Below are 25,395 nucleotides of genomic sequence, written 5' to 3'. Positions count from 1 at the left end.
GCCGGGGCTAGTTGATTTTTTCGATAACGACGGACTGACGTGGTGTAGGAACGCTCTCGTCGATAGGAGCAATACTCCAGCCTTGGTTGAGTGATTCCAGAGCGCGTTCGAATCGGTCCGTGTCGTCAGAATGAAGCGTGAACAAGGGGGTGCCTTTCGTGACCTTTTGGCCGCGGTCCACCAAGATTTCAATCCCAGCGCCAGCCTGAACTGGATCTTCTTTGCGTGCACGCCCGGCGCCCAATCGCCAGCTAGCCACACCGATGGCAAGAGCGTCGAGTTCGGTGATCACGCCATCTGCATCCGCGTACACAGTTTCTGTGTGTTTCGCGGTGGGCAGTGGGGCATCGGGATCGCCGCCCTGGGCGCGGATCATGGACTTCCAGGTGTCCATTGCACGGCCATTCTTCAAAGCTTCTTCAACGTCAGCGTCGTGAACTCCGGCCAAATTGAGCATTTCACGGGCTAATTCGCAGGTTAGCTCGACAACGTCGGCGGGCCCTCCACCAGCGAGAACGTCCAGCGATTCCCTGACCTCGAGGGCATTTCCGACAGTCTTCCCCAGTGGCGTGGACATATCTGTGAGCAGTGCGACGGTTTTGACCCCGGCGTCGGTTCCCAGGTTCACCATTGTTTGAGCCAGTTCGCGCGCGTCGTCAAGAGTTTTCATGAAAGCTCCTGAACCAACTTTTACATCGAGAACGAGCGCGCCCGTGCCCTCCGCGATCTTTTTGCTCATGATTGAACTTGCGATCAGGGGGATGCAGTCCACAGTGCTGGTGATGTCGCGCAGTGCATAGAGCTTTTTATCCGCTGGTGCGAGCCCTGAGCCGGCGGCACAGATGACGCATCCGGGGTCTTCGAGCATCTGCATCATGCGATCGTTAGACAGATTCGCCTGCCAGCCCGGGATTGATTCCAATTTGTCCAGCGTGCCGCCAGTGTGGCCGAGCCCTCGTCCGGAGAGCTGCGGAACCGATACTCCAAACGATGCCACCAGTGGAGCGAGGGGGAGGGTGATTTTGTCACCCACGCCGCCTGTCGAGTGCTTATCCGCTGTTGGACGCGACAGTGAGCTAAAGGACATCGTCTCACCGGAATTAATCATCGCCTGAGTCCATTGCGCGATCTCTCGCCGGTTCATCCCATTGAGGAAGATAGCCATTGCGAGAGCAGACATTTGTTCATCAGCGACGACTCCGCGGGTGTACGCGTCGATAACCCAATCTATCTGACCTTCGGAAAGCTCCCCCTTATCTCTTTTGGTGCGGATAACGTCGACGGCATCGAAATGCTCAGCCATGTAGTACTCCAATCAGTGTTCCGGTGTACCGTGAGGTCACCTGTGAGGCGGGAGTGGGGATGCGTCATAAGGCTTAAAGTGTGACGTAACCAACTCTTGTTTCCCCGTTGTGATCTCAATTATCATAACAGTCGGAACGTATGTCAATATCTTTTTTCACATATGTTCGCAGGCTTACTTGACGACGCCACCCTTCGTGGCTCCTTGATCGTGAGGACACATCATGATTGAAAAGAACGCTTCCGACGTCGGCAGTTCTCGGGGTGAATTTTCTGATGCTGCAGCGGATATCACACTGCTAGAACAGGCGCGTGACGCTGCCAAAGGTGCATACGTGCCATACAGTGAGTTCCCCGTCGGTGCTGCTATTCGCACCACGGAGGGGAAGACCATCACTGGGTGCAACATAGAAAACACCAGCTATGGTTTAACGAACTGCGCGGAACGAACAGCATCCTTTCGCATGATTGCGGAAAGTGGAGATGTTCCCCGTATCGACACAGTTGCCATTGTTGGTCTCAAAGCCGAACCGTGTTGGCCCTGTGGTGCGTGCCGGCAGGTTTTGAGGGAATTCGGTTGTTCTCGTGTCATTGTGGAGAAGGAATCGCGCCCATTTGTATTACCCTTTGAATCAATTCTCCCATTTTCCTTCGGCCCTGAAGACCTGGAGGGGTAATCATGGAAAGATCCCAAGGGCTAATTGGTATTGCCATTATCCTTGCTCTCGGCGTTGCGTTATCTAAACACCGATCCAAAATTAACTGGCGGACCCTGGGCACCGGCCTTGCCCTCCAAGTCATCCTGGCTCTGTTGGTCCTGAAGTGGGGGCCCGGATATCACGCTCTCAAGTGGTTGGCTGAGGGCATCGACCAGCTCATCGGTTATACCGACAAAGGAACAGAATTCGTTTTTGGTCCCTTGTTTGGGGACAAAATCGGGTTCGTCTTTGCACTCAATGTTCTCCCAGTCATTATCTTCCTCGGTGCGATCATCGGTGTTCTGTACTATCTCCGCGTCATTCAAATTGTTGTTGAATACGTCGGCGGTGCCCTCGGAAAACTCATGGGGACGTCCAAGGTTGAATCGGTCTTTGCTGCAACCGTTATTTTCTTGGGGCAGAGTGAAGCGCCCCTCCTCATTCAGCCGTATATCAAAAAGCTGACGAAATCCGAATTATTCACCTGTATGACCGGCGGTTTTGCCTCCGTCGCAGGGTCCACCTTGATTGGCTACTCCCTTTTGGGGGCTCCACTTCCATACCTCTTGGCGGCAAGCGTTATGAATGCTCCCGGCTCGCTACTCATGGCCAAGGCATTCTTCCCGGAAACGGAAGAGAGCCAATTGGACGCGACCGTCCGGGATGTCCGCGATGAAGAATCAAAGAACGTCATTGATGCTCTTGGCCGCGGTGCTATGAATGGTGGACGCATTGCTGTCACTGTCGGATGCCTCCTGATCGCCTTTATCGCGGTCATCGCTTTCTTGTCAGCGATTATCGGAGGAATCGGTAGCTGGTTCGGCCATTCCGAATGGAGCCTGGAAGGAATATTCGGTTGGGCGCTTGCCCCATTTGCTTGGGCTATCGGCGTTCCATGGCACGATGCCGTTGACGTCGGTAACTTTATCGGGCAAAAGACGGTGCTCAACGAGTTCGTGGGCTACACCTCGTTCGGTAAGCACGTTGATGAACTCTCCGACAAAGCTGTCATGATCTCAACCTTCGCGTTGGCTGGGTTTGCCAACTTCTCTTCGATTGCAATCCAAATGGGATCGATGGGTGGATTAGCGCCAGAGCGTCGTGGTGAGATAGCCAAATTCGGAATGTTTGCTCTTCTTGCAGGTTTCTGCGTCAATATGATTAACGCTGCAATTGTGGGCGTCGTCGCAAGTTAGGGTCGGCAATCATTCCTCAAGTAAGCGTTCTGCGCACGCTTGATCAGTGACTAAGTGCGTTGCCATCCCCGCTTTCAGCGCAACTTTCAAGGCGCGCACTTTGTGTAATCCGCCCGCGACGAGAAGTCGGACCGGGCGCTGCGCTAAATCTTCCATGGTTATTCCGACAGTGCGTTCGTCCACTGATTGCACCGCGACGGATGCATTCGCGTCGAAAAACCGTGAGCAAATATCACCCACCGTCCGTTGACGAAGCTGTGTGCGCTCGGAGGGAGTAACGCTGCCAAGGTTAAGGGCCAGACTGTTTTCTCCCGCTGACCCCACTGTAAAAACGGCGATGTCAGTTTTTCTCCCTTGCTCGAGAACATTGGCGATAAACCGGTCTTTTTCTACAAGTTCTTTTGTTTCGGCGTTATCAAAAATGACGGGCAGGGGAAGAGTGTGGGCATATGCGTGAAAGGCTTTACAAAACAACGTGATCGTTTCGATATCGTTCGTTTTCCGGTCTGTATATGACATTCCGCCTTTCAGCTGAACGATCGTCACGTCGTGAACGTTTTTTTCAGTGAGATGCTGGGCGATGGAATACATTGTTCGCCCCCACGACACACCGACACTGGACCCATCGACGACAAAAGAACGGAGGGCTTGCGCACCGACATGACCGAGGGCATCGACGATATCGTCGGTGGTCTGCGATACCGGTTGTGCGAGCCGCACAGATGTTAAGCCATATTTTGTCGCTAGTGCCGTTGCGGTGGTGGACGACGCTTCCCGGGGATCGCGAATAGTGATGGTTACGAAGCCGCGGTCGTGGGCATGCTGAATGAGCTTGGATGTTGTTGGTCGCGAAATACCTAAAGCCAGGGCAACTTCTGCTTGGCTAAGGTTGTCGCGGTAGTACATTTTTGCCGCGCGTAGGGATTGCTCATCACGACTGTCCACAGTTGAACCTCAATCAGTTAATGCTGAGTGCTTGTACGCATGCTTTATTTAACTTGACTTTATTTTGCCTGATACAGCCATTTTGCCTGATACAGCCCGGTTTACGGTGATCGCCGGGTATTCGCAGTGAACAGCCTTCCGGGCGTGGCTTACTCATCCAACCCAATCGTTAGGGCAGCTTAGTGCAGATCTGCCTCCGAGTACTATACGGATGGGTGTCATGAGAGTGGAGGCTATCAACGATGCCGGGCACCTACTGATGCTGTCAGACGACTGAAACATACTTCCCAAGCAGGAGGTATCGTGCGTCGCGTGATGTGGCGGGGCGCGTCTGGTTTGTGCTACATAACAGCGGCGTGGCGGTCATTAGTGTCCAGTTGATGTATGTGAATGGATGATCTGAAAAATTTGGTGCAAGGCTAACATATCCCCCGGCTCGGAGTGTAGGTCAACCTAATTTATAAAACCTATAGACAGCTTACGTCTCGGTATTAAAAGTAAGGATGCCTACAGGTTGTAGGTTGAAAAATTCACTGAAAGGAATGGCTTGTAATATGGATGAGCCACGGACGGATTATCTCCTCAGTACTCCTTGCTTTATCAGTTTCCTTGGCTGGAGCGGGTATGGCAGTCGCTACGCCCGTAACGGATTCGACTGATCAGAAACAATTGGAGAACTTTACCTCTGAACAGGCGCACGAAGTGGAACTTGCTGCGAAGTCGTTTAAGGAACTATCCCGAGTGGAAAGTGGTAAAGAAAAGGAAGAAGTCCTAGTTGATAATGTGGGCGAAGAGGAGACGGCTGAAGCTGCAGCGGTTGTCGGCTTGACTCCTGATGAACTCTTTTCTGACGAAACAGTAGCAAATGAATACGCCTTTGGCCTCGGTGGAACTGAAAAATTCCTTTCTTGCATGGAAGGGAAGGTCGAGGACGATGTTAAAGAAATATTTCATGTCAATGCCATTGCTGTTTTGATAGGACAGGAAAAGTACTTCGAAGCTGCGGAAGAAGCGGTTGCATACCTAGCAAAACAGGGTGTTAAGCGGAATGCTGCAGCTATTGCCGCCGTGCTAGCTTTTTATGGAGCTAGGTGTGCCTTTTGGAAATAGGAGATTGATCGGAAGGAGGATCTGATGCAGAAGCGAACCACAAACGTCCTGAAAGCTATTCGATGGTGGATTGGAATGGCCGGGGGATTTCTCGTTTTCTTCTACTTGTGGTCTTTGGTTTTCAAAGATGACCCCTTTTCGTGGGAGGATTGGGGAAAAACGGTCGTGTTCGGAACTCTTGTCGGGGTCATATATTTGATTTATAGTAGGCCTAGGAAATAGCGCTACACAGTAAAGATACTCGGCACTCGGAGATAAAGGTTCACATGTGCTCATGGATTGTCGTGGGCTTTTGTATTGGTGCCTGTTGGTGAATAAGTGTCAAAGGGTGGTGCGGACACAATCCTCCGGGATTCTGTCCGCACCACTGAACAGACACTTATGTTGGGGCATCCGACAGCTGATCGGTCGTGTGGTGCCCCTGGCAGGATTCGAACCCGCGCCACTCCGGGTAGAAGCCGGATGCTCTAATCCACTGAGCTACAGGGGCATTCTATCGATCGTGGGTTGCGCTTTCGTCGCAACCCACTAGACGAATATAACAGTACTGAACTCTTTGCTGATAACTGGTCCTTCGGGTTGATTAGATCGTCTCCGCGCTGGGTAGGGTTGGGAGTATGACGGAGGTAAAGACGAAAGCTGGTTCTTCGGTGCCTGTGCGGTCAGCTACCGGTTACTTTGTGCTCGCCGGGCTCGTGGCGGGAATAGTGGGGGCGGCCATCGGCTATTCCTTGTATAGCGAATCACTGTCTGCGCTAGGAATTCCCGACCCTGGTTTCTCGGTATCCTTCGGCCTTCCCTTTGTCCGTGGTCTGGCCACGATGTTCGGCTTCATTGGGGTCGGATCATTCTTGATGTCGGCATTTGGCACACCACCACGGAAAGATGGTTACCTCGACGTCGACGGGTATAAAACAAGCAGAACAGGCACGTGGTGCCTATTTATATGGGCTGTTCTCGCACTGCTGCTTATCCCGATGAGTTTGTCGGACGTTTCGGGGGCACCATTGTCGACGACGCTCAGCCCGGCGCACTGGGGGGAAGCGATTGACCAAGTATCTGTGGCGCGTTCCTGGATGTGGGTCGCTATCTTCGCGTTGATCACTGTCGTGTGGTCGTTAGGGACGCGACGCTGGATTTTCCAGATGCTATTTTTCGCTTTCTCCCTGGTGACGTTGATACCTATTAGCCTTGAAGGACACTCAGCGGCCGGTGGTAATCACGACTATGGCGTTAATTCGTACCTGTGGCACTTTGTGTTTTGTGCATTGTGGGTCGGCGGCTTGGCAGCAATGATCCAGCACGCCCTGCGCAAAGGGCCCCACATGGACGTTATCGTCAAGCGATACAGCTTCTTAGCATTGGTGTCGATTATTGTTTTGGCAATCTCAGGAGTAGTTAATGCGTTGCTCCGCATCCGCGTCGATGAACTCCTGACCAGTAATTATGGCCGAGTAATTACAGCCAAAGCGGTTTTGCTCATCGTCCTGGGCATTTTTGGATTCCTCCACCGACGAATGACGATTCCCAAGCTGGAAAAGAATCCGTCGGACCGACTCGCCTTTTCTCAAATTGCGATCGTGGAACTGGTCGTGATGGCGGCGACAATCGGCGTCGCTGTATCTTTGTCTCGCATTCCGCCACCCTTGCCGAAAGAGCTGAACCTTAACGTCATGGAGCTTGAGCTGGGCTTCAGCCTGACGAAGCCACCGTCGTGGGGTGGTCTGTTCGGCATGGTGCGGTTCGACATGATTTACGGAACCGTCGCAATAATTGCGGAAGTTTTATATGTGTGGGCCTACGTCCATCTCCGGAAAAAGGGCGGGGAGTGGCCTTTTAGCCGAGTGTTGTGGTGGACACTAGGGAACATTCTTCTACTTTTCGCGACGTCTTCTGGCCTCGGGATGTACGCGATGGTGTCGTTCTCGATGCACATGATCCAGCACATGATTTTGTCGATGGCGATCCCGATCGCCTGGGTTTTGGCTGGTCCGGTGACCTTATTCCTCCGCGCCTTGCCTGTTGCGGGCCGCGACGGTGTCCCTGGGCCACGTGAGTGGATTGTTGCTTTTATCAATAACCCGGTTTCGCGGTTTTTAACGAACCCCGTTGTGGCTGCTGCACAGTTCGTCATTGGGTTCTACATTATGTACTTCACGCCTCTATTTGAGGCTCTCATGAAGTATCACTTCGGTCACCTATTCATGATCGCTCACTTCTTGGTCTCCGGGTACATTTTCTACTGGATATCAATTGGTATCGACGCGGCACCTCGCCATACGTCTCCGTTCATCAAAATGGTGACCATCTTAGGAACAATGCCGTTCCACGCTTGGTTTGCGATTGCCCTCATGCAGTTGAATTACCCGCTCGGGCAACCGATGTATGAAACCTTCGGTATCCCGTGGCACGTCGACTACATGGCTGATCAGAACCTGGGCGGTAAGATCGCGTGGGCAACCGGCGAGATCCCGCTGTTAATCGTGACAGCGGCTCACTTCCTGCAGTGGCGTCGGGAAGATAGTAAAGAAACAGTACGCTATGAGCGTCGGGCTGACCGCACCCACGAGGCCGAACTCAATGCCTACAACGAGATGCTCGCGGCGCTGAACTCTGGCGCAGGGGATCGGGAACTGCAGGACTACTACAGCTCAGATTATTCGTCTGACGAGGTGCGGAGTTACTTCCACCAGAAGAAGTTTGAGCACCATAACGTACCGAAGGCACGCCGCTCATCAGCAAAAACGCCTGCCGATAAGCCAACCGGCAGTGTTGACGCTGAGCAGCAGGATGACAGTGGAAAAGGTTCAGGGAACGGTAGGTCCAGTGAAGGGGACTGAGCTGATAACCGGCCGGATTAGCCTCGCCGGGGCTCAAAGTCGGCAATAGCTAAGCCCTATCTAAAGCCAGCTTATTAATAGTTGCCACGCGTATAGGAAGGGTGTATAATTAGGGGCAGAGCGAAGGAAAAGCCCGGTATCGGGCACAGTCCACGTAGCTCTGAGACGACAAACCAACTTATCGAGAGAAGGAAAAAGATATGACTTCCGCGCAAGCATCTGTTGGGCGTTCGGCTTCCGCTGAAAGCTCTGTTCAAACAACTCCAGCCTTTAGTGCTCCTAGCGACGTTGTTTCTGATCTGCAGAAGGTTCTCGTTGATTTCATCGATTTGAGCCTGGTTGCCAAGGAAGCTCACTGGAACATTCTCGGACCGAACTTCCGCGATCTGCACCTGAACTTAGACGAGCTTGTTTCGGTTGCTCGTGAAGGCACCGACGAAATCGCTGAGCGTATGCGTGCTTTGAATGGCATTCCCGATGGTCGCACGGCTGTTGTAGCCGCAGGTTCGTCCCTTCCGGAGTTCCCGGCAGGAGAGATCCTTACTCACGACGCTATTTCCCACGTCGTCGAGGCTATTAACGCGACAACCAACACCATGCGTGAGGTTCACGACCGCGTTGACGAGGCTGACCCGACGAGTGCTGATCTGCTGCACGAATACATCAAGCAGCTGGAGCAGCAGGCTTGGTTCATCAGCGCCGAGACCCGTACTCCATCTGGAAAGTAGTACATATCGATCTTCACTGTGCGCCTAGTTGAACCCTTAAACGGGGCTTCAGCAGCGTGTTTCCCTGTTCGTCATCGGAAGTCATGACGAGGCCTTCCGATGACATGCGCCGGACTGTGCGATAGCGCGGTCCGGTTTTTCTTTATCGCTATGCGATTATCCGTTGTATCGGCGACACCTACTTTCGGCACTCACCCCTTCTGTCGGCACGGGGCGTTATTTTTTGTTTCACGGATCTTTTTCACCGTGTGGATTCACTGCGCGGATAAGAAAGTCGGGTGAATAAAAATCTGTGGATAACTTTGGTTATCCACAGCGGACGCCCCGATGAGCTCCTCACAGGCCTAATTTCCGGACCACCGTGTGCCACTCTGAGTTTGTCATTTTCAGATCGTCTCTATCGATGAGGACTTCACGGTACTGCGCTAATCAGCTACTCAGCTACTCAGCCGTTACCGGGAGCGCCCTTCGTAGGAGGGAGAGTAGGTACGTCATGGCACAAAATTCCGCAATGGTCACCGTCGTGGGAAACGTCGTCAGTGACCCAGTTGATCGAACACCATCGGGTCGAACCCCTTTCTCAACTATGCGCGTTGCGTCGGATCGTCGTTGGCGTGACGACGATGGTGTATGGCAGTCATCTGACTCATTATTTATCGACGTCCAGATGTCCGGTCCACTAGCCACACACTGTTTGAAATCGGTAACGAAGAGGATGCCAGTTGTTATATACGGTCGGCTGATCACTCATTCGTGGGAGGCGACGTTGGACTCGGGGGAGAAGATCACGCGGAGCTCCGTGAGAATCAAGGCCTCTCACGTTGGAGTTGACCTCAACAGGATCGTTATTACGTCCGCGATGACTAGCCGCCTAGGACGTTTGGTTCCGTTGGAAATCGGCTCCTCTGCTGGAGCAGCCAAGGGATCAGGGGAGGTGACGAGTCTCTCCACCGATTGGGACGGAACGGTCACGTCGGATGGAAATCCATTCCCCGAGGGCTCGTCGAGTGATTCGAGCACTTCCGCCGACTCCACAGCCCTGAGGAACTCCATGCATTTGAGCGAACAGGAGGATTCATACACACGGGATGTCGCCTTGGCTAGCGCATGAGGGCGTGCCTCCGTGAAGGAGTCGTCGTAACTGGTTGTTGTTAGCACCGTGCTTGCGTACCCTCAACGGTTAGACTTTGCTGAGGAACTTGCGCGGGGACCATCCCACCTCTTAACTCTCGAGGTTGATCCTTGAGATTAGCTTTCGAGGTGGTGAACCCTATGGTCATCGGCCATAGTAGGTGAGCAGAGAATGCTAGGTTCGTGCGGCATAGAAAAATGAGTTGAGGACTGTATGGGTGAATTCATTTACACAATGAAAAACGTGCGCAAGGCGCATGGAGAAAAAGTCATTCTTGACGACGTCACCATGGCTTTTTATCCGGGGGCCAAGATCGGCGTGGTGGGGCCAAACGGCGCCGGAAAATCGTCGATCTTGAAAATTATGGCGGGAATTGATCAGCCCTCCAATGGTGAGGCGTTCCTCGATCCCGGCGCTTCTGTGGGGATCTTGCTCCAGGAGCCTCCACTCAACGAGGAAAAGACCGTCCGCGGCAACGTGGAAGAAGGCCTCGGAGAGATCTGGGAAGTCAAGCGTGAATATGAAGAAATCGCCGAAAAGATGGCGACGGATTATTCCGATGAGCTCATGGAACGCATGACCGTCCTGCAGGAGAAGATCGACACTGCCGACGCCTGGGAATTGGATTCGAAGATCGACCAGGCTATGGATGCGCTGCGGTGTCCGCCGTCAGACTCGCCAGTGACGACGCTATCCGGTGGTGAGCGTCGTCGTGTAGCACTAGCCAAGCTTCTGTTGGCTGAGCCAGATCTATTGCTGCTCGATGAGCCCACCAACCACTTGGACGCTGAGTCTGTGCTCTGGCTGGAGCAGCATCTGCGTAATTATCCGGGCGCGGTGTTGGCTGTTACCCACGACCGTTACTTCCTCGACCACGTTGCCCAGTGGATTTGTGAGGTCGATCGCGGGAAGCTGTACCCCTACGAAGGTAACTACTCCACGTACTTGGAGAAGAAATCTGAGCGTCTGCAAGTTGCGGGTAAGAAAGACGCCAAGCTGCAGAAGCGGTTGAAGCAGGAACTGCAGTGGGTGCGCTCGGGCGCTAAGGCACGTCAGGCGAAGAATAAGGCTCGCTTGCAGCGTTACGAGGAAATGGCTGCGGAGGCCGAGAAATACAAGAAGCTCGACTTTGAGGAAATCCAAATTCCGACCCCGCAGCGCCTGGGCAACCAGGTTGTGGAGGTCAGCCACCTCAACAAGGGCTTCGATGGCCGTACCCTGATCAAAGACCTGTCCTTCACGTTGCCTCGTAACGGCATCGTCGGTGTTATCGGCCCGAACGGTGTGGGTAAGTCCACCTTGTTCAAGACGATTGTGGGGCTTGAAGAGCCGGATTCCGGCGAGGTGAAAGTCGGTAAAACTGTCGACATCAGCTACGTGGACCAGAACCGTGAGAACATTGACCCCGAAAAGACCGTGTGGGAAGTCGTCTCTGACGGGCTGGACTACATCATCGTCGGCCAGAACGAAATGCCATCGCGCGCTTATATTTCGGCTTTCGGTTTCAAAGGTGCTGATCAGCAAAAGCCAGCCAAGGTGCTCTCCGGCGGTGAGCGTAACCGTTTGAACCTGGCGCTGACCTTGAAGCAGGGTGGTAACCTGATCCTATTGGATGAGCCCACCAACGATCTGGATGTCGAAACTCTCTCCAGCTTGGAGAATGCGCTTGAACAATTCCCAGGGTGTGCTGTTGTGATCTCCCACGATAGGTGGTTCTTGGATCGCACGTGTACACACATTCTCGCCTGGGAAGGCAATGTTGCCGAAGGCCAGTGGTACTGGTTTGAAGGTAACTTCGAGGACTATGAGAAGAACAAGGTCGATAGGCTCGGTGAAGAAGCTGCGCGTCCCCACCGTGTGACTCACCGGAAGTTAACTCGCTAATTCGTTAGGTCATGGTGAATTATGCCTTTTCGTGAAGTACTCGGACGTAGTGGCAGGGTCCATACAGTGTCATTGCCACTTCGGTGGTCCGACTTCGACATGTATGGTCACGTCAATAACTCGGCGTATCTCGAGTTCTCACAAGATTCACGCGTCGCACTTCTGAACGAAATGGAGTCCATAGCTGGTAACGGGTCAGTACCAAAGGTATTTGTGCGCCACGCCGAATTGGATTACCGACGCGGAATTTCCCCATCCAGCCACACCGTGACCGTGAATTCAGAAGTGACCCGGGTCGGCCGAACATCTTTTGGTGTCCGCCAACTGATCCTCGATAGCGACGGGATCGTGTGTTGCGAAGTGAAGATTACGCAGGTTGCTATCGATATGCGGTCGAGCTCTCCGCGCGAAATTACGGACAGTGAACGGCAGCTCCTCGAGTCCATGATCACTCGCCCCGTGAGAGAAATCGAACGAGGCCAAGATAATGAACCCGATATTGATCAACTCGTGCCTCCGGATTCTACGGAGTAATCCACCGGCCTCATCCAGGGGACACCATGCCGATAACTATTGAGCACGGCGTTGCTCGAGACCTCTTCACATACATGTCTCGAGCAGAACGCCTCGATTCGACGGCGTTGGTTCGGATTCATCTTGCGAATACCAGATCTCGCCAACCTAATGCTGCGGGTGCTGCCATCGAGGCTCGTGACCAGCGTCATCAGTGGTTCGATGTTTATGTCACCACGCCACTTGGTCCCTTTGGGCTGCGACGGGTCCGTGGTGTGTGGGGGAATGACTCGGCTCGTGACGTCATCACGCATTGTTCGAACGTGCGGCGAGCCATCGATGCGTCGACCTCTTTCCACTCTCGGGAGGGTGGTCCGATAACTCTTTCGCTGGAGCACCCCGGTACGCCGGGAATGTGGCCCGGACCTGTGCCTCTGACAGAGACATTCACCCATATTGATGACGCAGCGATAGACACCGTTGCGGCGTTATATAACGACGTCCGTGACACAGCCACGGCAGAATCGGGGCCAGCGGGGATAGCTCAATCGCTGTTGGACCAGAAGATTATGACCGTCGAATCGCCGACGACGGAAGAGACGGCGCAGCTCACGTCGCGAGCCATTATCGCCTTGGGAAGCCTCGGTTTTATCGGAGGCGATATTATGCGGGTCTCCGTTTCGCCTCTCTGGGTCAGGACGGATACCAGGCTGGGAACGGTCCTTGCACAACGCAGGAATCGGCTGAACCTACTTAATATGTAGGCCCAGCCCGGACCGTATGGCCGGGGAGGCCTCGGCGTCCCCAGTTCAGGAGACATCGAGGCTATGGCTTTTAGCTCCGGTCGTGTTCACGTGCTGCAGCGAAGCGGCGCTGATTATCCTTACCCTCCGCGATCAGTCGGCGGAAACCAGCGGGCAATTCTTCGTCGGCAACCAGTTTCTCGGCTCGAGCGATAGCCTCGTCCGATGTATCCCATGATGGATACATTCCCGCGAGCACGCGCAGAGCCATCTCGCCATTGAGGTTCTCCCACACGCCGAGGGCCTCATCGAAATAACGATCGCGGTAACCGGCCAAGAGCTCGTCACTGCCGGCAGTCCTAAATCCTGCGACATTCGACAACAACTGGCGGTTCGACAGCGTCGACGCATCCTCGCCCATGATGTCATCCCACACGCGAGACTTGTTGTCCGGCGTTGGCAGGAGCGCCCGCGCCGCAATCGCCGCTTGTTCACCCAATGACGAACGGTCGTTCGCGGAGGTTTCGTCGATAAGCTTTGTGACCTCATCTTCTGACACCCCTTGGGAACCGCTGGACGCGGCAAGCATTTTGATCGCAAGCCACGTCATATCGGTATCGATGGAGAGACCGTCCAGTTCGACACTCTCCGGGGTGCCATCGACAATCGCGCGCGCGATAGCAACAGTCTCGGCGGTGGGCTCCACATTGGGCAGCTCCTTGACCGCCGCGAGCTGGGTATCGCTACCCGGAGCAGCCGCGCGTGCCGTCGATACCAAAGCCTGAGCAACCGCATCCCAGCCTTCGTCGGCAAGCCACGTCGGGTCGGCATAGTTCCTCGCTGCGGACACAACCTGTCGAACTAATTGCTGAACGACGGCGGTTTCCGTCTCATGAGGCAGATCACGCTCAACAAGCGCGATGAAATCACGAGCGCGCAAACGACCAGCGCGCAGACGCTCCCACTCCGCCGACCAGCACAGAGCGCGAGCCATGGGATCCTTAATTGCCGGCAGGTGATTCAGCACGAACTCGTTGGAAGCATCATCGAGATCGATGAGCGCATATGTCAGGTCGCCATCATTGGGCAGAATGAGATCGCCGACGGGAGTGCCGACGAGTTCAGGAACGTCGGTGCTCTCACCGTGGATATCCAGCTCGGTGTTAGCTGTGCGAACGACGTCACCATCCTGGAGGGAATAGACGCCGACGCCGATGCGGTGATCGCGGTGTTCGCCTTCACCCGGTTGCGCACCACTCTGCTTGACAGCAACTGAGGTGTAGGCCCCGTCTTTAGCCTGCGCATCGACGGACAAGGTATTGACGCCGGTGGTCTTGAGCCATTGATCAGCCCACTGGGACAGATCGCGTCCCGACGATTCCTCGAGCGCGTTAAGGAGATCATCGAAGGTCGCGTTGTCGTACTGATGGCGCTGGAAAAGCAGACGTACACCGGCGAAGAATTCGTCGAGCCCGACATAAGCGGCTAGCTGCTTGAGAACCGACGCGCCCTTGGCATAGGTGATCCCGTCGAAGTTCTGGTCGACGGTTTCGATATCCGACGCGTCCGTCGAAATCGGGTGCGTGGACGACATCTGGTCTTGCGCGTATGCCCAAGCCTTTTCGACGTGGGCGAATGTGACCCACGCGGTGGTGAATTCGCTGACCTCAGTTTGAGCCTGCGCCGAGGACCAGGTGGCGAATGATTCGTTAAGCCACAGGTCATTCCACCACTTCATGGTGACGAGATCGCCGAACCACATGTGCGCCATCTCGTGGAGGATCGTGTCATTGCGACGCTCGTAGAGGTACCGAGTGGTGGCCGACCGGAACACATAGTCTTCACGGATCGTGACGGCCCCGGCATTTTCCATTGCCCCCATGTTGTATTCAGGGCAGAACACTTGGTCGTATTTCTTAAATGGATACGGGATGCCAAAGTGCTTAGCGTAGAAATCGAATCCCTGTTTTGTTTCCTTAAACAGTTCTTCGGAATCGAGGTGCTCGGCCAGCGCCCGTCGGCAATAAAGACCGAGGGGAATTTCGACTTCCTGGCTGGACGATTCGTCCGACGTTTCGGTTGATTTGTCCGATGTTTCGGGGTGCGGAGTAATGGTTCCGCGCCACACATCGGTGGCTTCGGTGTACGGCCCCGCCATGAAAGCAATTAAATAGGTAGAGAGAGGGTAATCAACCTCAGCTTCGTGAATGGCGACCGTTGTTTGTGGGTTGTCGCCGTCGGTCGTGAGAATACCCGTGCGGGGAGAGATCACCGTGGTGCTGACAGGGCCATTAGTAATGAGCCGCCACGAATCAGGCGTGATGACCTGCACACGGTATGTGGCCTTGAGATCCGGCTGGTCGAAGCACGCGAAGACGCGTTTGGCCTCGGCAGTTTCGAATTGTGTGTACAGGTAGACCGCATTGTCCGCGGGATCGACGAAACGGTGAAGTCCCTCACCTGAGGTCGAGTAGCGGCATTCGGCGCACACCGTGACGCGGTTGTCGCCAGGTTCCAGATTGCGAAGCTGAATACCGGCTTCCTCGTCATACTGGTTATCCGAATAACGGATCGCATCGGTCGTGACATCGGTCCCGTTGAGCTGCACAGATGTTACCCGCGAGGCGCGGAGATCCAGGAAGGTTCCTTGCTCCAGATCGCCCTCCGACACACCGTCGCGTGTGTGGAACCACACTGTGGTCTTTGACGTAAAGGTTTTTTCTCCAGGAAGCCCATGTCCGTCAGTAAGGTCTAAAATTATGGAGTACCGGTCCACTCCAATGAGTGCGGCCCGGTCCTTGGCCTCTTGCCAGGTGAGATTAGTTGATGACATTCCTGCGTTGTGTCCTTTCGCTGGAGGGCTTTGGAATATGCGAGAGCATAAAGTTCCCAGATATTGAGACTACTAGGTGATGAAAAATCGCGGGAGCAATGAGCCCTCGGTGGGCACAGCGCCAACGTACAGATCATGGAGGTAATGACATGGCCGACAAACAACGAGTCGATTTTTGGTTTGATGTCTCCTGCCCGTTTTGCTGGGTAACATCCCGGTGGATTAAAGAGGTAGAAAAAGTCCGGGATATCACTGTGGTTTGGCATCCTATGAGCTTGTCGGTTCTCAATGAAAACAATGATGATCTTCCCGACGATTACAAGAAGATGATGAAACAGACGTGGGGCCCAGCTCGCGTTGCCGCCCTCATTGCCGACGAAAATCCGGAGAAATTAGACGCCTACTACACCGCAATGGGCACCCGGATTCACGATAAGAAAGAAGTGGACGCTCACGCCGGCGAGGGATTCGACGACGTGCTCCGCGATGCCTTGGAAGAGATTGGCCTTCCGGCGTCGTATCTCGAGGTGGCACACTCCACTGAGCAGGATGATTCGCTACGCCGTCACCACCAGGGCGCGATGGACGCGGTCGGCGACGACGTGGGGACGCCGGTGCTGAAGTTGGGCGATAACGCGTTCTTCGGGCCAGTGATCACCCGTGTACCGCGCGGGGAAGATGCGGGACGAATCTTCGATGGGGCAGTGGCCTTGGCAGCGTTCCCGCATTTCTTCGAATTGAAACGATCTCGCACAGAGATGCCAGAAAACAAGACTGCTGAGCTACCCTAGAACTATGCGCGTTTATCTTGGTGCGGACCACGCTGGGTTCGAGTTGAAAAATACTATTGCTGCTCATTTGGAAAAGAACGGCCACGAGATCGTCGATTGCGGGGCTCATTCCTTTGATCCCAAGGATGATTACCCTGCTTACTGCATCGAAGCCTCTGCCCGGGTCGTGAACGATCCCGGATCATTGGGCATCGTGATCGGCGGTTCCGGAAACGGTGAGCAGATCGCTGCCAACAAGGTCAAGGGAGCCCGCTGTGCTTTGGCCTGGTCCGTGGAGACGGCCAAGCTTGCCCGGGAGCATAACAATGCACAGCTCATCGGTTTAGGGGCTCGCCAGCACTCCGAGGAGGAAGCCCTCGAGATTGTCGACGCTTTCATCGAAACGCCGTGGTCAAATGAGGAACGCCACCAGCGGCGGCTTGACGTCCTCGCGGAGTATGAACGTACGGGGATGGCACCCGCGTTGCCCGAAGACCAGTAGGCCGCTCGGGCTGCCGTCGGGGCTCGGGCACGAACGTGCCATAAAAGAAAGCATCTCTTGCGCAACAATGTGCAAGAGATGCTTTTCCTTTTCCGGTGTTATCTTCTTTCAGCTCGCCCTCCACCGAAGAGTAGCATTCATCATCGGACAGCGTGGTTATGGCCTAGTCAGGGTGGCGCTTAACCGTCGGTGTCGGAGTCGTTTTTTCTCCTACGGTCAACTCGATTCTCGTGCCAATGCTTTACGTCTTCAGCATCCCAGAGAGTCAATCCTTGAAACTTTGCTACAGGCTTTGGTGCGCGACCACGACCCGCATAGCTGGTGAATGTACCCCGCGCTGTACCAGAAAACTCAGCGCATTGCGCTGCGGTCCACAGCTCGTGTCCTGAGTCTTTGTCAAGAAGGATCGGTGTCATGAGTCAGGAGTGTACGCCCGAAAAATAGGGGAGCGCTATGTAGCAAAACTCCAGCTAAACTGGCATGAAGTCCGTTAAACTACTTATTACACCCCCGTATGTGTTCAACCCACGTTTAAAGGCGCTGCTTACCAAAGAATCTGCAGATTTCTGCCCGATAAAGAATCGTTAACTATTCGTTATCGAGCCGGTAAAAAATTACCCCATAGTAGGGGTACTGATAATGGTATGGTTGCCAAAACTAATTATTGGAACTCGACTGAACGGTGCCCTCGTTGCCCTTCCACCACCTCGTGGTGGTCAACAATCAGGTGCCGAGCCTCCAACCGCTCAATCATCCGACGGTCGTGAGTGACAACAAGCACTGTTCCCTCAGCACTCGCGATGGCATCCTGCACCTCTTCAATCAAGTCCACGGAGAGGTGGTTCGTCGGCTCGTCGAGAAGGAGAATATGAGGCGGGCCGGCTGCAATCAGCGCAAGCGCTACTCGTCGCTGCTGACCTATAGAGAGGTCCCCGACGGGCCGAATGGCGTCCTCAGGAGCCAGCAGTCCGAGCTCGTCGAAGCTCACAGTGGGGTGGGGTGCCAATGCATACAGATCCTCTGCTGATTGTGTGGGATCATCCCATCGCTGCTCTTGGCGGAGAACACCGACACTTTGGCCCTCCCCAATGCGAACTTGCCCGCTCTCTGTCGGCACCGCGCCGGAGATAGCCCCGAGCAATGACGACTTGCCTGCTCCATTCGGCCCCGTGATCACTACTTTTTCACCCGGGCGAATAGTCAAAGACCCTACGCGGACACGATCAGGGACGACGAGTCCTTGTAATTTAATGGCGAAGTCCTCCTCGGATCCTGCCGCGACCCGACGACGCGGTACGGGCGCCGTCAAGGGTGCATCGAGACCGAGAACTGCGGGGGGCTGTTCCACACCGTTCTCCTCGAGCTCGGTGAGACGTTGCCGCGCCGCACGGATTCGTCGGGACAATTGACGCTCGGCCCGGTTACCGGCCATCCCATACATGACCTTTTCGTTGTCCCGCTTCGCCTTCTTCGGACCGGCCGACTCATGATGCGCCTCAATATCCTGCTCTAGCTGGTTTTTCTCCCTCTGCTCCGTCTTCCATTGATGCTCCCACAGCGCGCGCTCATGCCGACGGTGCTTGTCATAAGCGGTGTAATTGCCCCTAAAAATGTGAATTCCCTCGCGCCGGGGCACGATATCGCCGATCTGGGTACACACCGCGTCGAGAAAGTCTCGATCATGCGTAGCGACGACAACCACGCCAGCGTGGTTATGAATGTGATCGATAACAAGTTCTCTGCCACGGTCGTCCAGGTGGTTTGTGGGCTCGTCGAGGAGGAGAATCTCGGGATTGCGAATGAGGGTGAGCGCTAACCCAAGACGCGCCCGCTGGCCACCGGATAGATCGGCTGTCCTTCGTGAGAGCAGCGGTTCGCCATCGACAGTCGTTGAGTCATCATTGGTGAGGCCGAGGCTGTCGAGAATGATGTCCGCGTTATGTTCGGCATTCCAATCATCGTGGGCCGTGACATCGGAGAAAATGGTGGAATACCGCTCATTTGCTCGGGCAACTTCCTCGTCTGTCTCCGCGTCGGCAAGTGCTTCCGTGGCCTCCTCGAATGCTTGCAAGCGACGGAGTGACGGCCCCAGTGCCTCTTTAATGAGCATCGCTCCGGTCGAATCAAAGGGGGCCTCTAATTCCTGGGAACCAAGAACACGTTGCCCGATGTGGGTGACGACGCCGCTCGTGGGTTTGCGTCGGCCAGAGAAGACCCACATTAACGTCGATTTACCAGCGCCGTTATCGCCGACCAGCCCGAGAACGTCGCCCGCTGACAAGGTGAGGTCGATGTTGCGGAGAACCGGTACTCCCGAATAATCAAAACTGACGCCGTTGGCGATAAGCTGCGTCTGGGATAAATCAGTGGAGAGGGTTGTTGCCGTCAGTGATGCGGAAGAATCGCCTGATAGTGGGGCAGCAGGAGTATCGGTAGGCATGGTTCCTCCAGGGGTAGTGTCGTCACCATTATTTTACGCGACGGGCCGTTAGGTGACCGACATTCTGGGCGTTATTGCTGCTGGTGGTGCTTGCCTAATTGGCGACGCGGCTGCTCGTGTGAAGCTGATGCTTCTGCACTAGTGAGCGTTTTTGTTCGTGCGACGGTTAAAGCGGCGTTTAAAAGGCAGCGTTGTAGCGGGATCGGGAATGCGTAATTTGTGGGGAGTTCGGGTTTTGCGAAACCGCGAACGAAATGTACTATGGCAACACACCGCGGAAAGAAGGTTCGTGGGCCTTGAAGTACGCGTCAGCCGTGTTTCACGTGCTCAGGTACCGTTTTTCGCAATGGGAATGTCGTATAGTGGCTAATACCTCAGCCTTCCAAGCTGAAGACGCGGGTTCGATTCCCGTCATTCCCTCCATTATGTCGGAGACATAGAGAGTCCCGACGACAATATCACCCGGTTGGTTTTCCACGCTTGCGGAGAACTAGCCGGGTTTCGTCGTATGACCATGCATATGACCACACGGGTTCTTCAGTGTTATACGCCAATAGTGTGTCCGCGTGCGGGACAACTGTGGGGGTATATCGGGGTCTTTTGTGAAAACTGCGGAGGGATATGGGCGAAAAATGGCCGAAAATTGACCATATAGCCCCGCACTTTTGTTTTGGGACGCGTATCCCCCCGCACTTTTAGGCTCTAGGTGTAGTTTCCCGCAGTTTTCCGTGTACCGGTTCCTTCTTCGGTGCGTCGGCGTTTCGAGCCCAGGAATTGGGTTCTTCCCGGGGGTTGTACGACAAAACGCGGTGTGGACACTTTTTGGACAGGTTATGCCGTCATCATGCGGCAGTCCCCGTCGTGAGACAGGGAACGTAAGGCATAGGAATTAAGGCATAGAGCTGCTGTCACAGCGGAGAGTAGAAAATGACGCAGCCTCGCTCCATTGCTAACCCCTAAGCTGACCGTGTAACATCACAAAAAGCTCTTTCACCACGTATTTTGCGGTGGATAACGCTGAATAGTGGGGGTCAATGAAAGTGGCAAAAACGGTGCCCGTAGACTCTAGTTGTCTTCGGCACTCGTGGCCGGTGGACTTTCTTTCATACCGGGGTATGGCGCAGCTTGGTAGCGCACTCGCTTTGGGAGCGAGGGGTCGTGGGTTCGAATCCCGCTACCCCGACCAGGAGTGGCCCGGCCGGTCAGACACGACGTTTGGCAGGCCGGGTCTCCACAAATAGAGAGAAATTGTATTCCAAATAACCAACGACACCACAGGAGTGTGCATCCGTGAAGAGCTCCGTTGAGCAACAGAGCGCGACTCGCGTAAAGCTTACTGTCGAAGTTCCTTTTGACGAGCTTCAGCCGGAGATCGACCAAGCCTACCGCTCGCTGGCGCAGCAGGTCACACTCCCTGGCTTCCGTAAAGGCAAGGTTCCTCCGCGCGTTCTTGAGGCGCGACTTGGCCGGGGGGCTATCCTCGACCAGGCCATCAACAACATGCTGCCCAGCCGCTACAGCCAGGCTGTTGAAGAGCATGACCTCAAGGTCCTCACGCAACCGACCATTGACATCACCCGGCTGGAAGATAACGAGCTCGTTGAGTTCACCGCAGAGGCTGATGTCCGTCCGGAGATTGATCTTCCTGATTTCTCCACCATCGAAGTCGAAGTCGATCCGCTCGTTGCCGACGACGCCGCTGTCGACGCTGAGCTGGACAACCTCCGCGCACGTTTCGGCACCTTGAAGGCAGTCGAGCGCCCAGTTCAGAAAGACGACTTCGTCTCCATTGACCTGTCCGCAACCGTGGGTGGCGAACCTGTTGACGAGGCCACGACCGAAGGCCTTTCCCACCAGGTCGGCAACGGCGAGCTCATCGAGGGCTTGGACGACGCGCTCGAGGGCATGAAGGTTGATGAATCAAAGACCTTTAAGTCGAACCTTGTCGCCGGTGACCACGAAGGCGAAGAGGCCGAGGTCACTGTCACTGTGAAGTCGCTCAAAGAACGTGAACTTCCTGAAGCTGACGATGACTTCGCTCAGCTCGCATCGGAGTTCGACACCATCGGCGAGCTTCGTGAATCCTTGGCCAAGCAGGTTGAGGAAAACAAGAAGGCTGAGCAGGCGTCGTCGATCCGGGACAAGGTCCTCGAAAAGGCTCTGGAAAAGACCGACTTCGAGCTGCCAGAAGCCGTTGTCGAAGAGCAAGTTAAGGGCCAGTTGAACCAGCTTCTCCAGCAGTTCAATGGTGATGAGAAAGCCTTTGACCAGCTTCTCGCAGCCCAGGGCAGCAGCCGCGAACAGTTCGATCGCGACACCCGGTCCAGTGCAGAAGAGGCCGTGCGGACTCAGCTGTTCCTCGACACTCTCGCTGATGAGCTCCAGCCAGAGGTCAGCCAGCAGGAATTCACCGAGCACATCATGTTCACCGCCCAGCGGTACGGCATGGAGCCTCAGCAGTTCATGCAGGCCATTCAGGCGTCGGACCAGATCGGTGCCCTCTACGCCGATGTTCGTCGTGGCAAGGCTTTGGCTGAATCCATTTGCACGGTGTCGGTCAAGGACACCGATGGCAACGAGATCGATCCGAAAGAATACTTCGGTGAAGAAGAAAACACCGACGAGACTTCTACCGGGTCCGCAGATGCCGAGGCATCGGAAAACAGTGAAGCAACGCCGTCTGGCACCGAGACCGAAGAATCGGCTGAATTCGATCAAGCGGCGGAAGCTCCCGTGGCAACCCCCACCGATGACGATTCAGAGAACGCTGAAAAATAAACCGTTGACTTGCGGATAATTCCGACACTGCCCCCACGCCCTGAAAGGTGTGGGGGCATCGGCATCTCATACCGACGCACGCTAACAGCGAACAGAGCGCAAAAGGCGAGCCACACTTCATCGAATTAGCTAGTCTGGGGTGCACCCAAAAATATTGGAAAGTGAGCGTACATAATGAACTTTTCCTCAAACGACACTGGAGTTAGTGCTCAGAAGGGATATTCTGCCCCCACCATGGACAATGGGACAGCAGGATTGAACCTTAACGATTCCGTCTTCGAGCGACTGCTGCGGGAACGCATTATCTTCCTCGGCACCGAGGTTAATGACGACATCGCCAACCGGCTTTGCGCACAGATCCTTTTGCTCTCGGCGGAGGACCCGACGCGGGACATTTCGTTGTATATCAACTCGCCCGGTGGTTCTGTGACCGCAGGGATGGCCATTTATGACACCATGACGTACGCACCGTGTGACATCGCCACGTACGGGATGGGCCTGGCTGCCTCCATGGGCCAGTTCCTCCTCACTGCGGGAACAAAAGGCAAGCGCTACGCTTTGCCACACGCTCGCATTTTGATGCACCAGCCGTCGGCAGGTGTAGGCGGAACGGCAGCTGATATTGCTATTCAGGCCGAGCAGTTCGCCCGCACCAAGCGCGATTTGGCCGAGCTCAACGCGCAGCACACCGGCCAGTCGCTGGAGCGGATTCAGAAAGACTCCGACCGTGACCGCTGGTTCGATGCCCAGGAGGCCTTAGAGTACGGCTTTGTTGATCACGTGATTACATCGGCGAAGGAGGAGACAGAGTAGTGGCCATGAACCCTAGCGATGAACTCAACCAGTATTCTTCTTCTCAACTGAACGGGGTTTCCCACATGCAGATGCCAGAAAGCCGCTACATCCTCCCATCATTTGTCGAGCACAGCTCGTTTGGGGCCAAAGAATCCAACCCGTATAACAAGCTTTTTGAAGAGCGCATCATCTTCCTCGGTACCCAGGTCGACGACGCCTCCGCCAACGACATCATGGCTCAGCTGCTGGTCCTCGAGGGGCTGGACCCGGACCGCGACATCACCATGTACATCAACTCGCCCGGCGGATCCTTCACGTCGCTCATGGCGATTTACGACACCATGCAGTATGTCCGTCCCGACGTCGTCACTGTCTGCTTGGGGCAAGCTGCGTCGGCTGCTGCGGTGCTGTTGGCAGCCGGTACTCCGGGTAAGCGTGCTGCGTTGCCGAATGCGCGTGTTCTTATTCACCAGCCAGCGACGCAGGGCACGCAGGGGCAGGTTTCCGACCTCGAAATCCAGGCCGCAGAGATCGAGCGTATGCGGACCTTGATGGAGACCACCTTGGCACGTCATACCGGCGTATCAGCGGAACAGATTCGCATCGATACCGACCGTGACAAGATCCTCACCGCAGAAGGTGCGAAAGAATACGGAATCATCGACCAAGTCTTTGATTACCGTAAGGCCTCTGCGCAGAAATAGGGCGGAGCACCGACGCGAACAGGGTTTATGAAGCGGAAGCGCCGGTTTGCTGCCCAGATTTATAATGAGATGACAACGAGCCCAGAATGAGCGCGGAATCGACGAGTTCCGCTGCTATTCTGGGCTTTGGTCTCGGATAGACAACCATGAACGGTTGTACGCCTACGAAGTCGTTAGGGGTCAAGGGAATTTATGGCAGGTATGCAGGAAAGCGCCGATGTCCTGAAGTGCTCTTTTTGCGGAAAGAGCCAAAAACAGGTCCGCAAACTTATCGCGGGCCCGGGTGTGTACATCTGCGACGAATGCATCGACCTGTGCAATGAAATTATCGAAGAAGAATTCGATAACTCACCCGCGCAGAAGACGGACAAGGCGCTACCCAAGCCATCGCAAATCGTCGACTTTCTCGGTGATTACGTCATCGGCCAGGACGCCGCAAAGCGGACTTTAGCCGTGGCGGTCTACAACCACTACAAGCGCATCCAAGCCGATGAGAATGACCACCATAAGTCTGACGACGATATAGAGATCGCGAAGTCCAACATCCTCATGCTCGGCCCGACCGGTTCTGGCAAGACCTACCTGGCGCAAACACTGGCCCGCATGCTCGACGTTCCCTTCGCTATGACCGACGCAACCAGCCTGACGGAGGCCGGCTATGTCGGTGAAGACGTGGAGAACATTCTTCTGAAGCTCCTCCAGGCTGCGGACTTTGACGTCGATCGTGCCCAGCGCGGAATCATTTACATCGACGAGGTCGATAAGATTTCACGCAAATCGGAAAACCCCTCGATTACCAGGGACGTTTCAGGCGAGGGTGTTCAGCAGGCACTGCTGAAAATTCTCGAAGGAACGGTGGCCTCGGTCCCGCCGCAGGGTGGCCGGAAGCATCCGAACCAAGAATTTATCCAGCTCGATACGAAGAATGTCCTGTTCATCGTTGCCGGTGCGTTCGCGGGCTTGGAGAAAGTCATTGGCGAGCGACGCGGAAAGCAGGGGCTCGGATTCGGCGCGAATGTGTCCTCTAAAGAGGAAAACGAACTCGATGCGTTCTCCTATGTTCAGCCAGAAGACCTGGTGAAGTTCGGGTTAATTCCTGAGTTCATTGGGCGTCTCCCGGTCGTCGCTACCGTCAATGATCTTGACCGCGAAGCGCTGGTTCGCGTGTTGACCGAACCAAAGAACTCGCTGGTCAAGCAGTACAGCAGGCTGCTCGACATGGATGGCGTAACCCTGACCATGGAGGAGGGTGCGCTTAATGCCATTGCCGACAAGGCCATCGAACGCGGTACGGGGGCTCGTGGCCTGAGGGCGATCTTGGAGGAGATCTTAGGACCGGTCATGTTCGAGGTCCCCGACTCAGAGGACGTTACCGAAGTGGTTATTTCAGAAGAATGCGTCACAGAAGGTGCTGAACCGAGGCTGATTTCGTCCACGGAGGCGGAAAGGGAATCCGCGTAAAGCCGGTTGCTCTCAAAGGGC

The 25,395-nt window shown here is 54.9% G+C and carries 20 protein-coding genes and 3 tRNA genes; 17 read left to right on the top strand and 6 right to left on the bottom strand.

Going from position 1 to position 25,395, the window contains the following annotated elements; translation table 11 throughout:
- Positions 1–7: 7 nt before the first annotated feature.
- A complete protein-coding gene (locus tag CKROP_RS06880) occupies positions 8–1,303 on the bottom strand; it encodes a thymidine phosphorylase (protein ID WP_012732015.1) in 1,296 nt (431 codons plus the stop codon).
- Between the two features lie 223 nt (positions 1,304–1,526).
- Between CKROP_RS06880 and CKROP_RS06875 the strand changes: the two genes are divergently transcribed.
- Positions 1,527–1,979: a cytidine deaminase gene (locus CKROP_RS06875; RefSeq protein WP_012732014.1), complete on the top strand. Its 453-nt coding sequence runs from the start codon at positions 1,527–1,529 to the stop codon at positions 1,977–1,979.
- A 2-nt stretch (positions 1,980–1,981) separates the two neighbouring features.
- Positions 1,982–3,196, top strand: coding sequence for a NupC/NupG family nucleoside CNT transporter (locus tag CKROP_RS06870; RefSeq protein ID WP_012732013.1), 1,215 nt, complete (start codon positions 1,982–1,984; stop codon positions 3,194–3,196).
- 9 nt (positions 3,197–3,205) lie between these two features.
- On the opposite strand, the gene CKROP_RS06865 is transcribed toward CKROP_RS06870, so the two are convergent.
- Complete coding sequence (locus CKROP_RS06865; protein WP_012732012.1) at positions 3,206–4,141, bottom strand: sugar-binding transcriptional regulator; 936 nt, start codon at positions 4,139–4,141, stop codon at positions 3,206–3,208.
- A gap of 624 nt (positions 4,142–4,765) precedes the next feature.
- On the opposite strand from CKROP_RS06865, the gene CKROP_RS06860 reads away from it, so the two are divergent.
- Entirely contained in the window at positions 4,766–5,251 is a 486-nt protein-coding gene (locus tag CKROP_RS06860) for a hypothetical protein (protein ID WP_012732011.1), read from the top strand.
- Positions 5,252–5,664: 413 nt separating this feature from the next.
- On the opposite strand, the gene CKROP_RS06850 is transcribed toward CKROP_RS06860, so the two are convergent.
- A tRNA-Arg gene (locus CKROP_RS06850) sits at positions 5,665–5,741 on the bottom strand.
- Positions 5,742–5,868: 127 nt separating this feature from the next.
- Between CKROP_RS06850 and CKROP_RS06845 the strand changes: the two genes are divergently transcribed.
- The 6 genes from CKROP_RS06845 to CKROP_RS06820 all read left to right on the top strand — a co-directional run bounded on the left by CKROP_RS06845 (position 5,869) and on the right by CKROP_RS06820 (position 13,112).
- Positions 5,869–8,091, top strand: coding sequence for a bifunctional copper resistance protein CopD/cytochrome c oxidase assembly protein (locus tag CKROP_RS06845; RefSeq protein WP_012732010.1), 2,223 nt, complete (start codon positions 5,869–5,871; stop codon positions 8,089–8,091).
- 200 nt (positions 8,092–8,291) lie between these two features.
- Positions 8,292–8,819: a Dps family protein gene (locus CKROP_RS06840; protein WP_012732009.1), complete on the top strand. Its 528-nt coding sequence runs from the start codon at positions 8,292–8,294 to the stop codon at positions 8,817–8,819.
- A 493-nt stretch (positions 8,820–9,312) separates the two neighbouring features.
- Positions 9,313–9,930, top strand: coding sequence for a single-stranded DNA-binding protein (locus CKROP_RS06835; protein ID WP_041628863.1), 618 nt, complete (start codon positions 9,313–9,315; stop codon positions 9,928–9,930).
- 234 nt (positions 9,931–10,164) lie between these two features.
- Positions 10,165–11,835, top strand: coding sequence for an energy-dependent translational throttle protein EttA (ettA, locus tag CKROP_RS06830; RefSeq protein WP_012732008.1), 1,671 nt, complete (start codon positions 10,165–10,167; stop codon positions 11,833–11,835).
- A gap of 66 nt (positions 11,836–11,901) precedes the next feature.
- Positions 11,902–12,369 (top strand): acyl-CoA thioesterase, encoded by a 468-nt coding sequence (locus CKROP_RS06825; protein ID WP_237698406.1) that lies wholly within the window; start codon positions 11,902–11,904, stop codon positions 12,367–12,369.
- A gap of 26 nt (positions 12,370–12,395) precedes the next feature.
- Positions 12,396–13,112: a DUF8185 domain-containing protein gene (locus CKROP_RS06820; RefSeq protein ID WP_012732006.1), complete on the top strand. Its 717-nt coding sequence runs from the start codon at positions 12,396–12,398 to the stop codon at positions 13,110–13,112.
- 70 nt (positions 13,113–13,182) lie between these two features.
- Here CKROP_RS06820 and pepN read toward each other — a convergent pair whose 3' ends face one another.
- Positions 13,183–15,924 (bottom strand): aminopeptidase N, encoded by a 2,742-nt coding sequence (gene pepN, locus CKROP_RS06815; protein WP_012732005.1) that lies wholly within the window; start codon positions 15,922–15,924, stop codon positions 13,183–13,185.
- Positions 15,925–16,073: 149 nt separating this feature from the next.
- Between pepN and CKROP_RS06810 the strand changes: the two genes are divergently transcribed.
- Both CKROP_RS06810 and CKROP_RS06805 read left to right on the top strand, forming a co-directional pair.
- Complete coding sequence (locus tag CKROP_RS06810) at positions 16,074–16,715, top strand: mycothiol-dependent nitroreductase Rv2466c family protein (RefSeq protein ID WP_012732004.1); 642 nt, start codon at positions 16,074–16,076, stop codon at positions 16,713–16,715.
- 4 nt (positions 16,716–16,719) lie between these two features.
- Complete coding sequence (locus tag CKROP_RS06805) at positions 16,720–17,196, top strand: ribose-5-phosphate isomerase (RefSeq protein WP_012732003.1); 477 nt, start codon at positions 16,720–16,722, stop codon at positions 17,194–17,196.
- A 179-nt stretch (positions 17,197–17,375) separates the two neighbouring features.
- Here CKROP_RS06805 and CKROP_RS11705 read toward each other — a convergent pair whose 3' ends face one another.
- The gene (locus CKROP_RS11705) at positions 17,376–17,612 is read right to left on the bottom strand and encodes a helix-turn-helix transcriptional regulator (protein ID WP_081429426.1); all 237 of its coding nucleotides are present in this window, start codon (positions 17,610–17,612) and stop codon (positions 17,376–17,378) included.
- A gap of 245 nt (positions 17,613–17,857) precedes the next feature.
- The gene (locus CKROP_RS06800; RefSeq protein WP_012732002.1) at positions 17,858–19,636 is read right to left on the bottom strand and encodes an ABC-F family ATP-binding cassette domain-containing protein; all 1,779 of its coding nucleotides are present in this window, start codon (positions 19,634–19,636) and stop codon (positions 17,858–17,860) included.
- Positions 19,637–19,984: 348 nt separating this feature from the next.
- On the opposite strand from CKROP_RS06800, the gene CKROP_RS06795 reads away from it, so the two are divergent.
- From CKROP_RS06795 to clpX, 6 genes are all read left to right on the top strand, one after another.
- Positions 19,985–20,059, top strand: a tRNA-Gly gene (locus CKROP_RS06795).
- 686 nt (positions 20,060–20,745) lie between these two features.
- A tRNA-Pro gene (locus CKROP_RS06790) sits at positions 20,746–20,822 on the top strand.
- Between the two features lie 104 nt (positions 20,823–20,926).
- A complete protein-coding gene (tig, locus tag CKROP_RS06785) occupies positions 20,927–22,414 on the top strand; it encodes a trigger factor (RefSeq protein WP_012732001.1) in 1,488 nt (495 codons plus the stop codon).
- A 174-nt stretch (positions 22,415–22,588) separates the two neighbouring features.
- Entirely contained in the window at positions 22,589–23,227 is a 639-nt protein-coding gene (locus tag CKROP_RS06780; protein ID WP_012732000.1) for an ATP-dependent Clp protease proteolytic subunit, read from the top strand.
- A gap of 65 nt (positions 23,228–23,292) precedes the next feature.
- On the top strand, positions 23,293–23,913 hold the full coding sequence (locus CKROP_RS06775; RefSeq protein WP_041629449.1) for an ATP-dependent Clp protease proteolytic subunit: 621 nt from the start codon (positions 23,293–23,295) through the stop codon (positions 23,911–23,913).
- A gap of 192 nt (positions 23,914–24,105) precedes the next feature.
- Positions 24,106–25,374, top strand: coding sequence for an ATP-dependent Clp protease ATP-binding subunit ClpX (gene clpX, locus CKROP_RS06770; protein ID WP_012731998.1), 1,269 nt, complete (start codon positions 24,106–24,108; stop codon positions 25,372–25,374).
- Positions 25,375–25,395: the final 21 nt, after the last annotated feature.

Origin of the sequence: Corynebacterium kroppenstedtii DSM 44385 (assembly GCF_000023145.1) — a bacterium.
GTDB lineage: Bacteria > Actinomycetota > Actinomycetes > Mycobacteriales > Mycobacteriaceae > Corynebacterium > Corynebacterium kroppenstedtii.
Note: the sequence above shows the minus strand (reverse complement) of the source record. Positions and strands in the feature narration are given on the sequence as shown.

Bases quoted from the DNA above. Each gene is read 5' to 3' on its own strand.
- CKROP_RS06880 (WP_012732015.1), bottom strand. From the start codon at position 1,303: ATGGCTGAGCATTTCGATGCCGTCGACGTTATCCGCACCAAAAGAGAT.
- CKROP_RS06875 (WP_012732014.1), top strand. From the start codon at position 1,527: ATGATTGAAAAGAACGCTTCCGACGTCGGCAGTTCTCGGGGTGAATTT.
- CKROP_RS06870 (WP_012732013.1), top strand. From the start codon at position 1,982: ATGGAAAGATCCCAAGGGCTAATTGGTATTGCCATTATCCTTGCTCTC.
- CKROP_RS06860 (WP_012732011.1), top strand. From the start codon at position 4,766: ATGGCAGTCGCTACGCCCGTAACGGATTCGACTGATCAGAAACAATTG.
- CKROP_RS06845 (WP_012732010.1), top strand. From the start codon at position 5,869: ATGACGGAGGTAAAGACGAAAGCTGGTTCTTCGGTGCCTGTGCGGTCA.
- CKROP_RS06840 (WP_012732009.1), top strand. From the start codon at position 8,292: ATGACTTCCGCGCAAGCATCTGTTGGGCGTTCGGCTTCCGCTGAAAGC.
- CKROP_RS06835 (WP_041628863.1), top strand. From the start codon at position 9,313: ATGGCACAAAATTCCGCAATGGTCACCGTCGTGGGAAACGTCGTCAGT.
- ettA (WP_012732008.1), top strand. From the start codon at position 10,165: ATGGGTGAATTCATTTACACAATGAAAAACGTGCGCAAGGCGCATGGA.
- CKROP_RS06820 (WP_012732006.1), top strand. From the start codon at position 12,396: ATGCCGATAACTATTGAGCACGGCGTTGCTCGAGACCTCTTCACATAC.
- pepN (WP_012732005.1), bottom strand. From the start codon at position 15,924: ATGTCATCAACTAATCTCACCTGGCAAGAGGCCAAGGACCGGGCCGCA.
- CKROP_RS06810 (WP_012732004.1), top strand. From the start codon at position 16,074: ATGGCCGACAAACAACGAGTCGATTTTTGGTTTGATGTCTCCTGCCCG.
- CKROP_RS06805 (WP_012732003.1), top strand. From the start codon at position 16,720: ATGCGCGTTTATCTTGGTGCGGACCACGCTGGGTTCGAGTTGAAAAAT.
- CKROP_RS11705 (WP_081429426.1), bottom strand. From the start codon at position 17,612: ATGACACCGATCCTTCTTGACAAAGACTCAGGACACGAGCTGTGGACC.
- CKROP_RS06800 (WP_012732002.1), bottom strand. From the start codon at position 19,636: ATGCCTACCGATACTCCTGCTGCCCCACTATCAGGCGATTCTTCCGCA.
- CKROP_RS06780 (WP_012732000.1), top strand. From the start codon at position 22,589: ATGAACTTTTCCTCAAACGACACTGGAGTTAGTGCTCAGAAGGGATAT.
- CKROP_RS06775 (WP_041629449.1), top strand. From the start codon at position 23,293: ATGCAGATGCCAGAAAGCCGCTACATCCTCCCATCATTTGTCGAGCAC.
- clpX (WP_012731998.1), top strand. From the start codon at position 24,106: ATGGCAGGTATGCAGGAAAGCGCCGATGTCCTGAAGTGCTCTTTTTGC.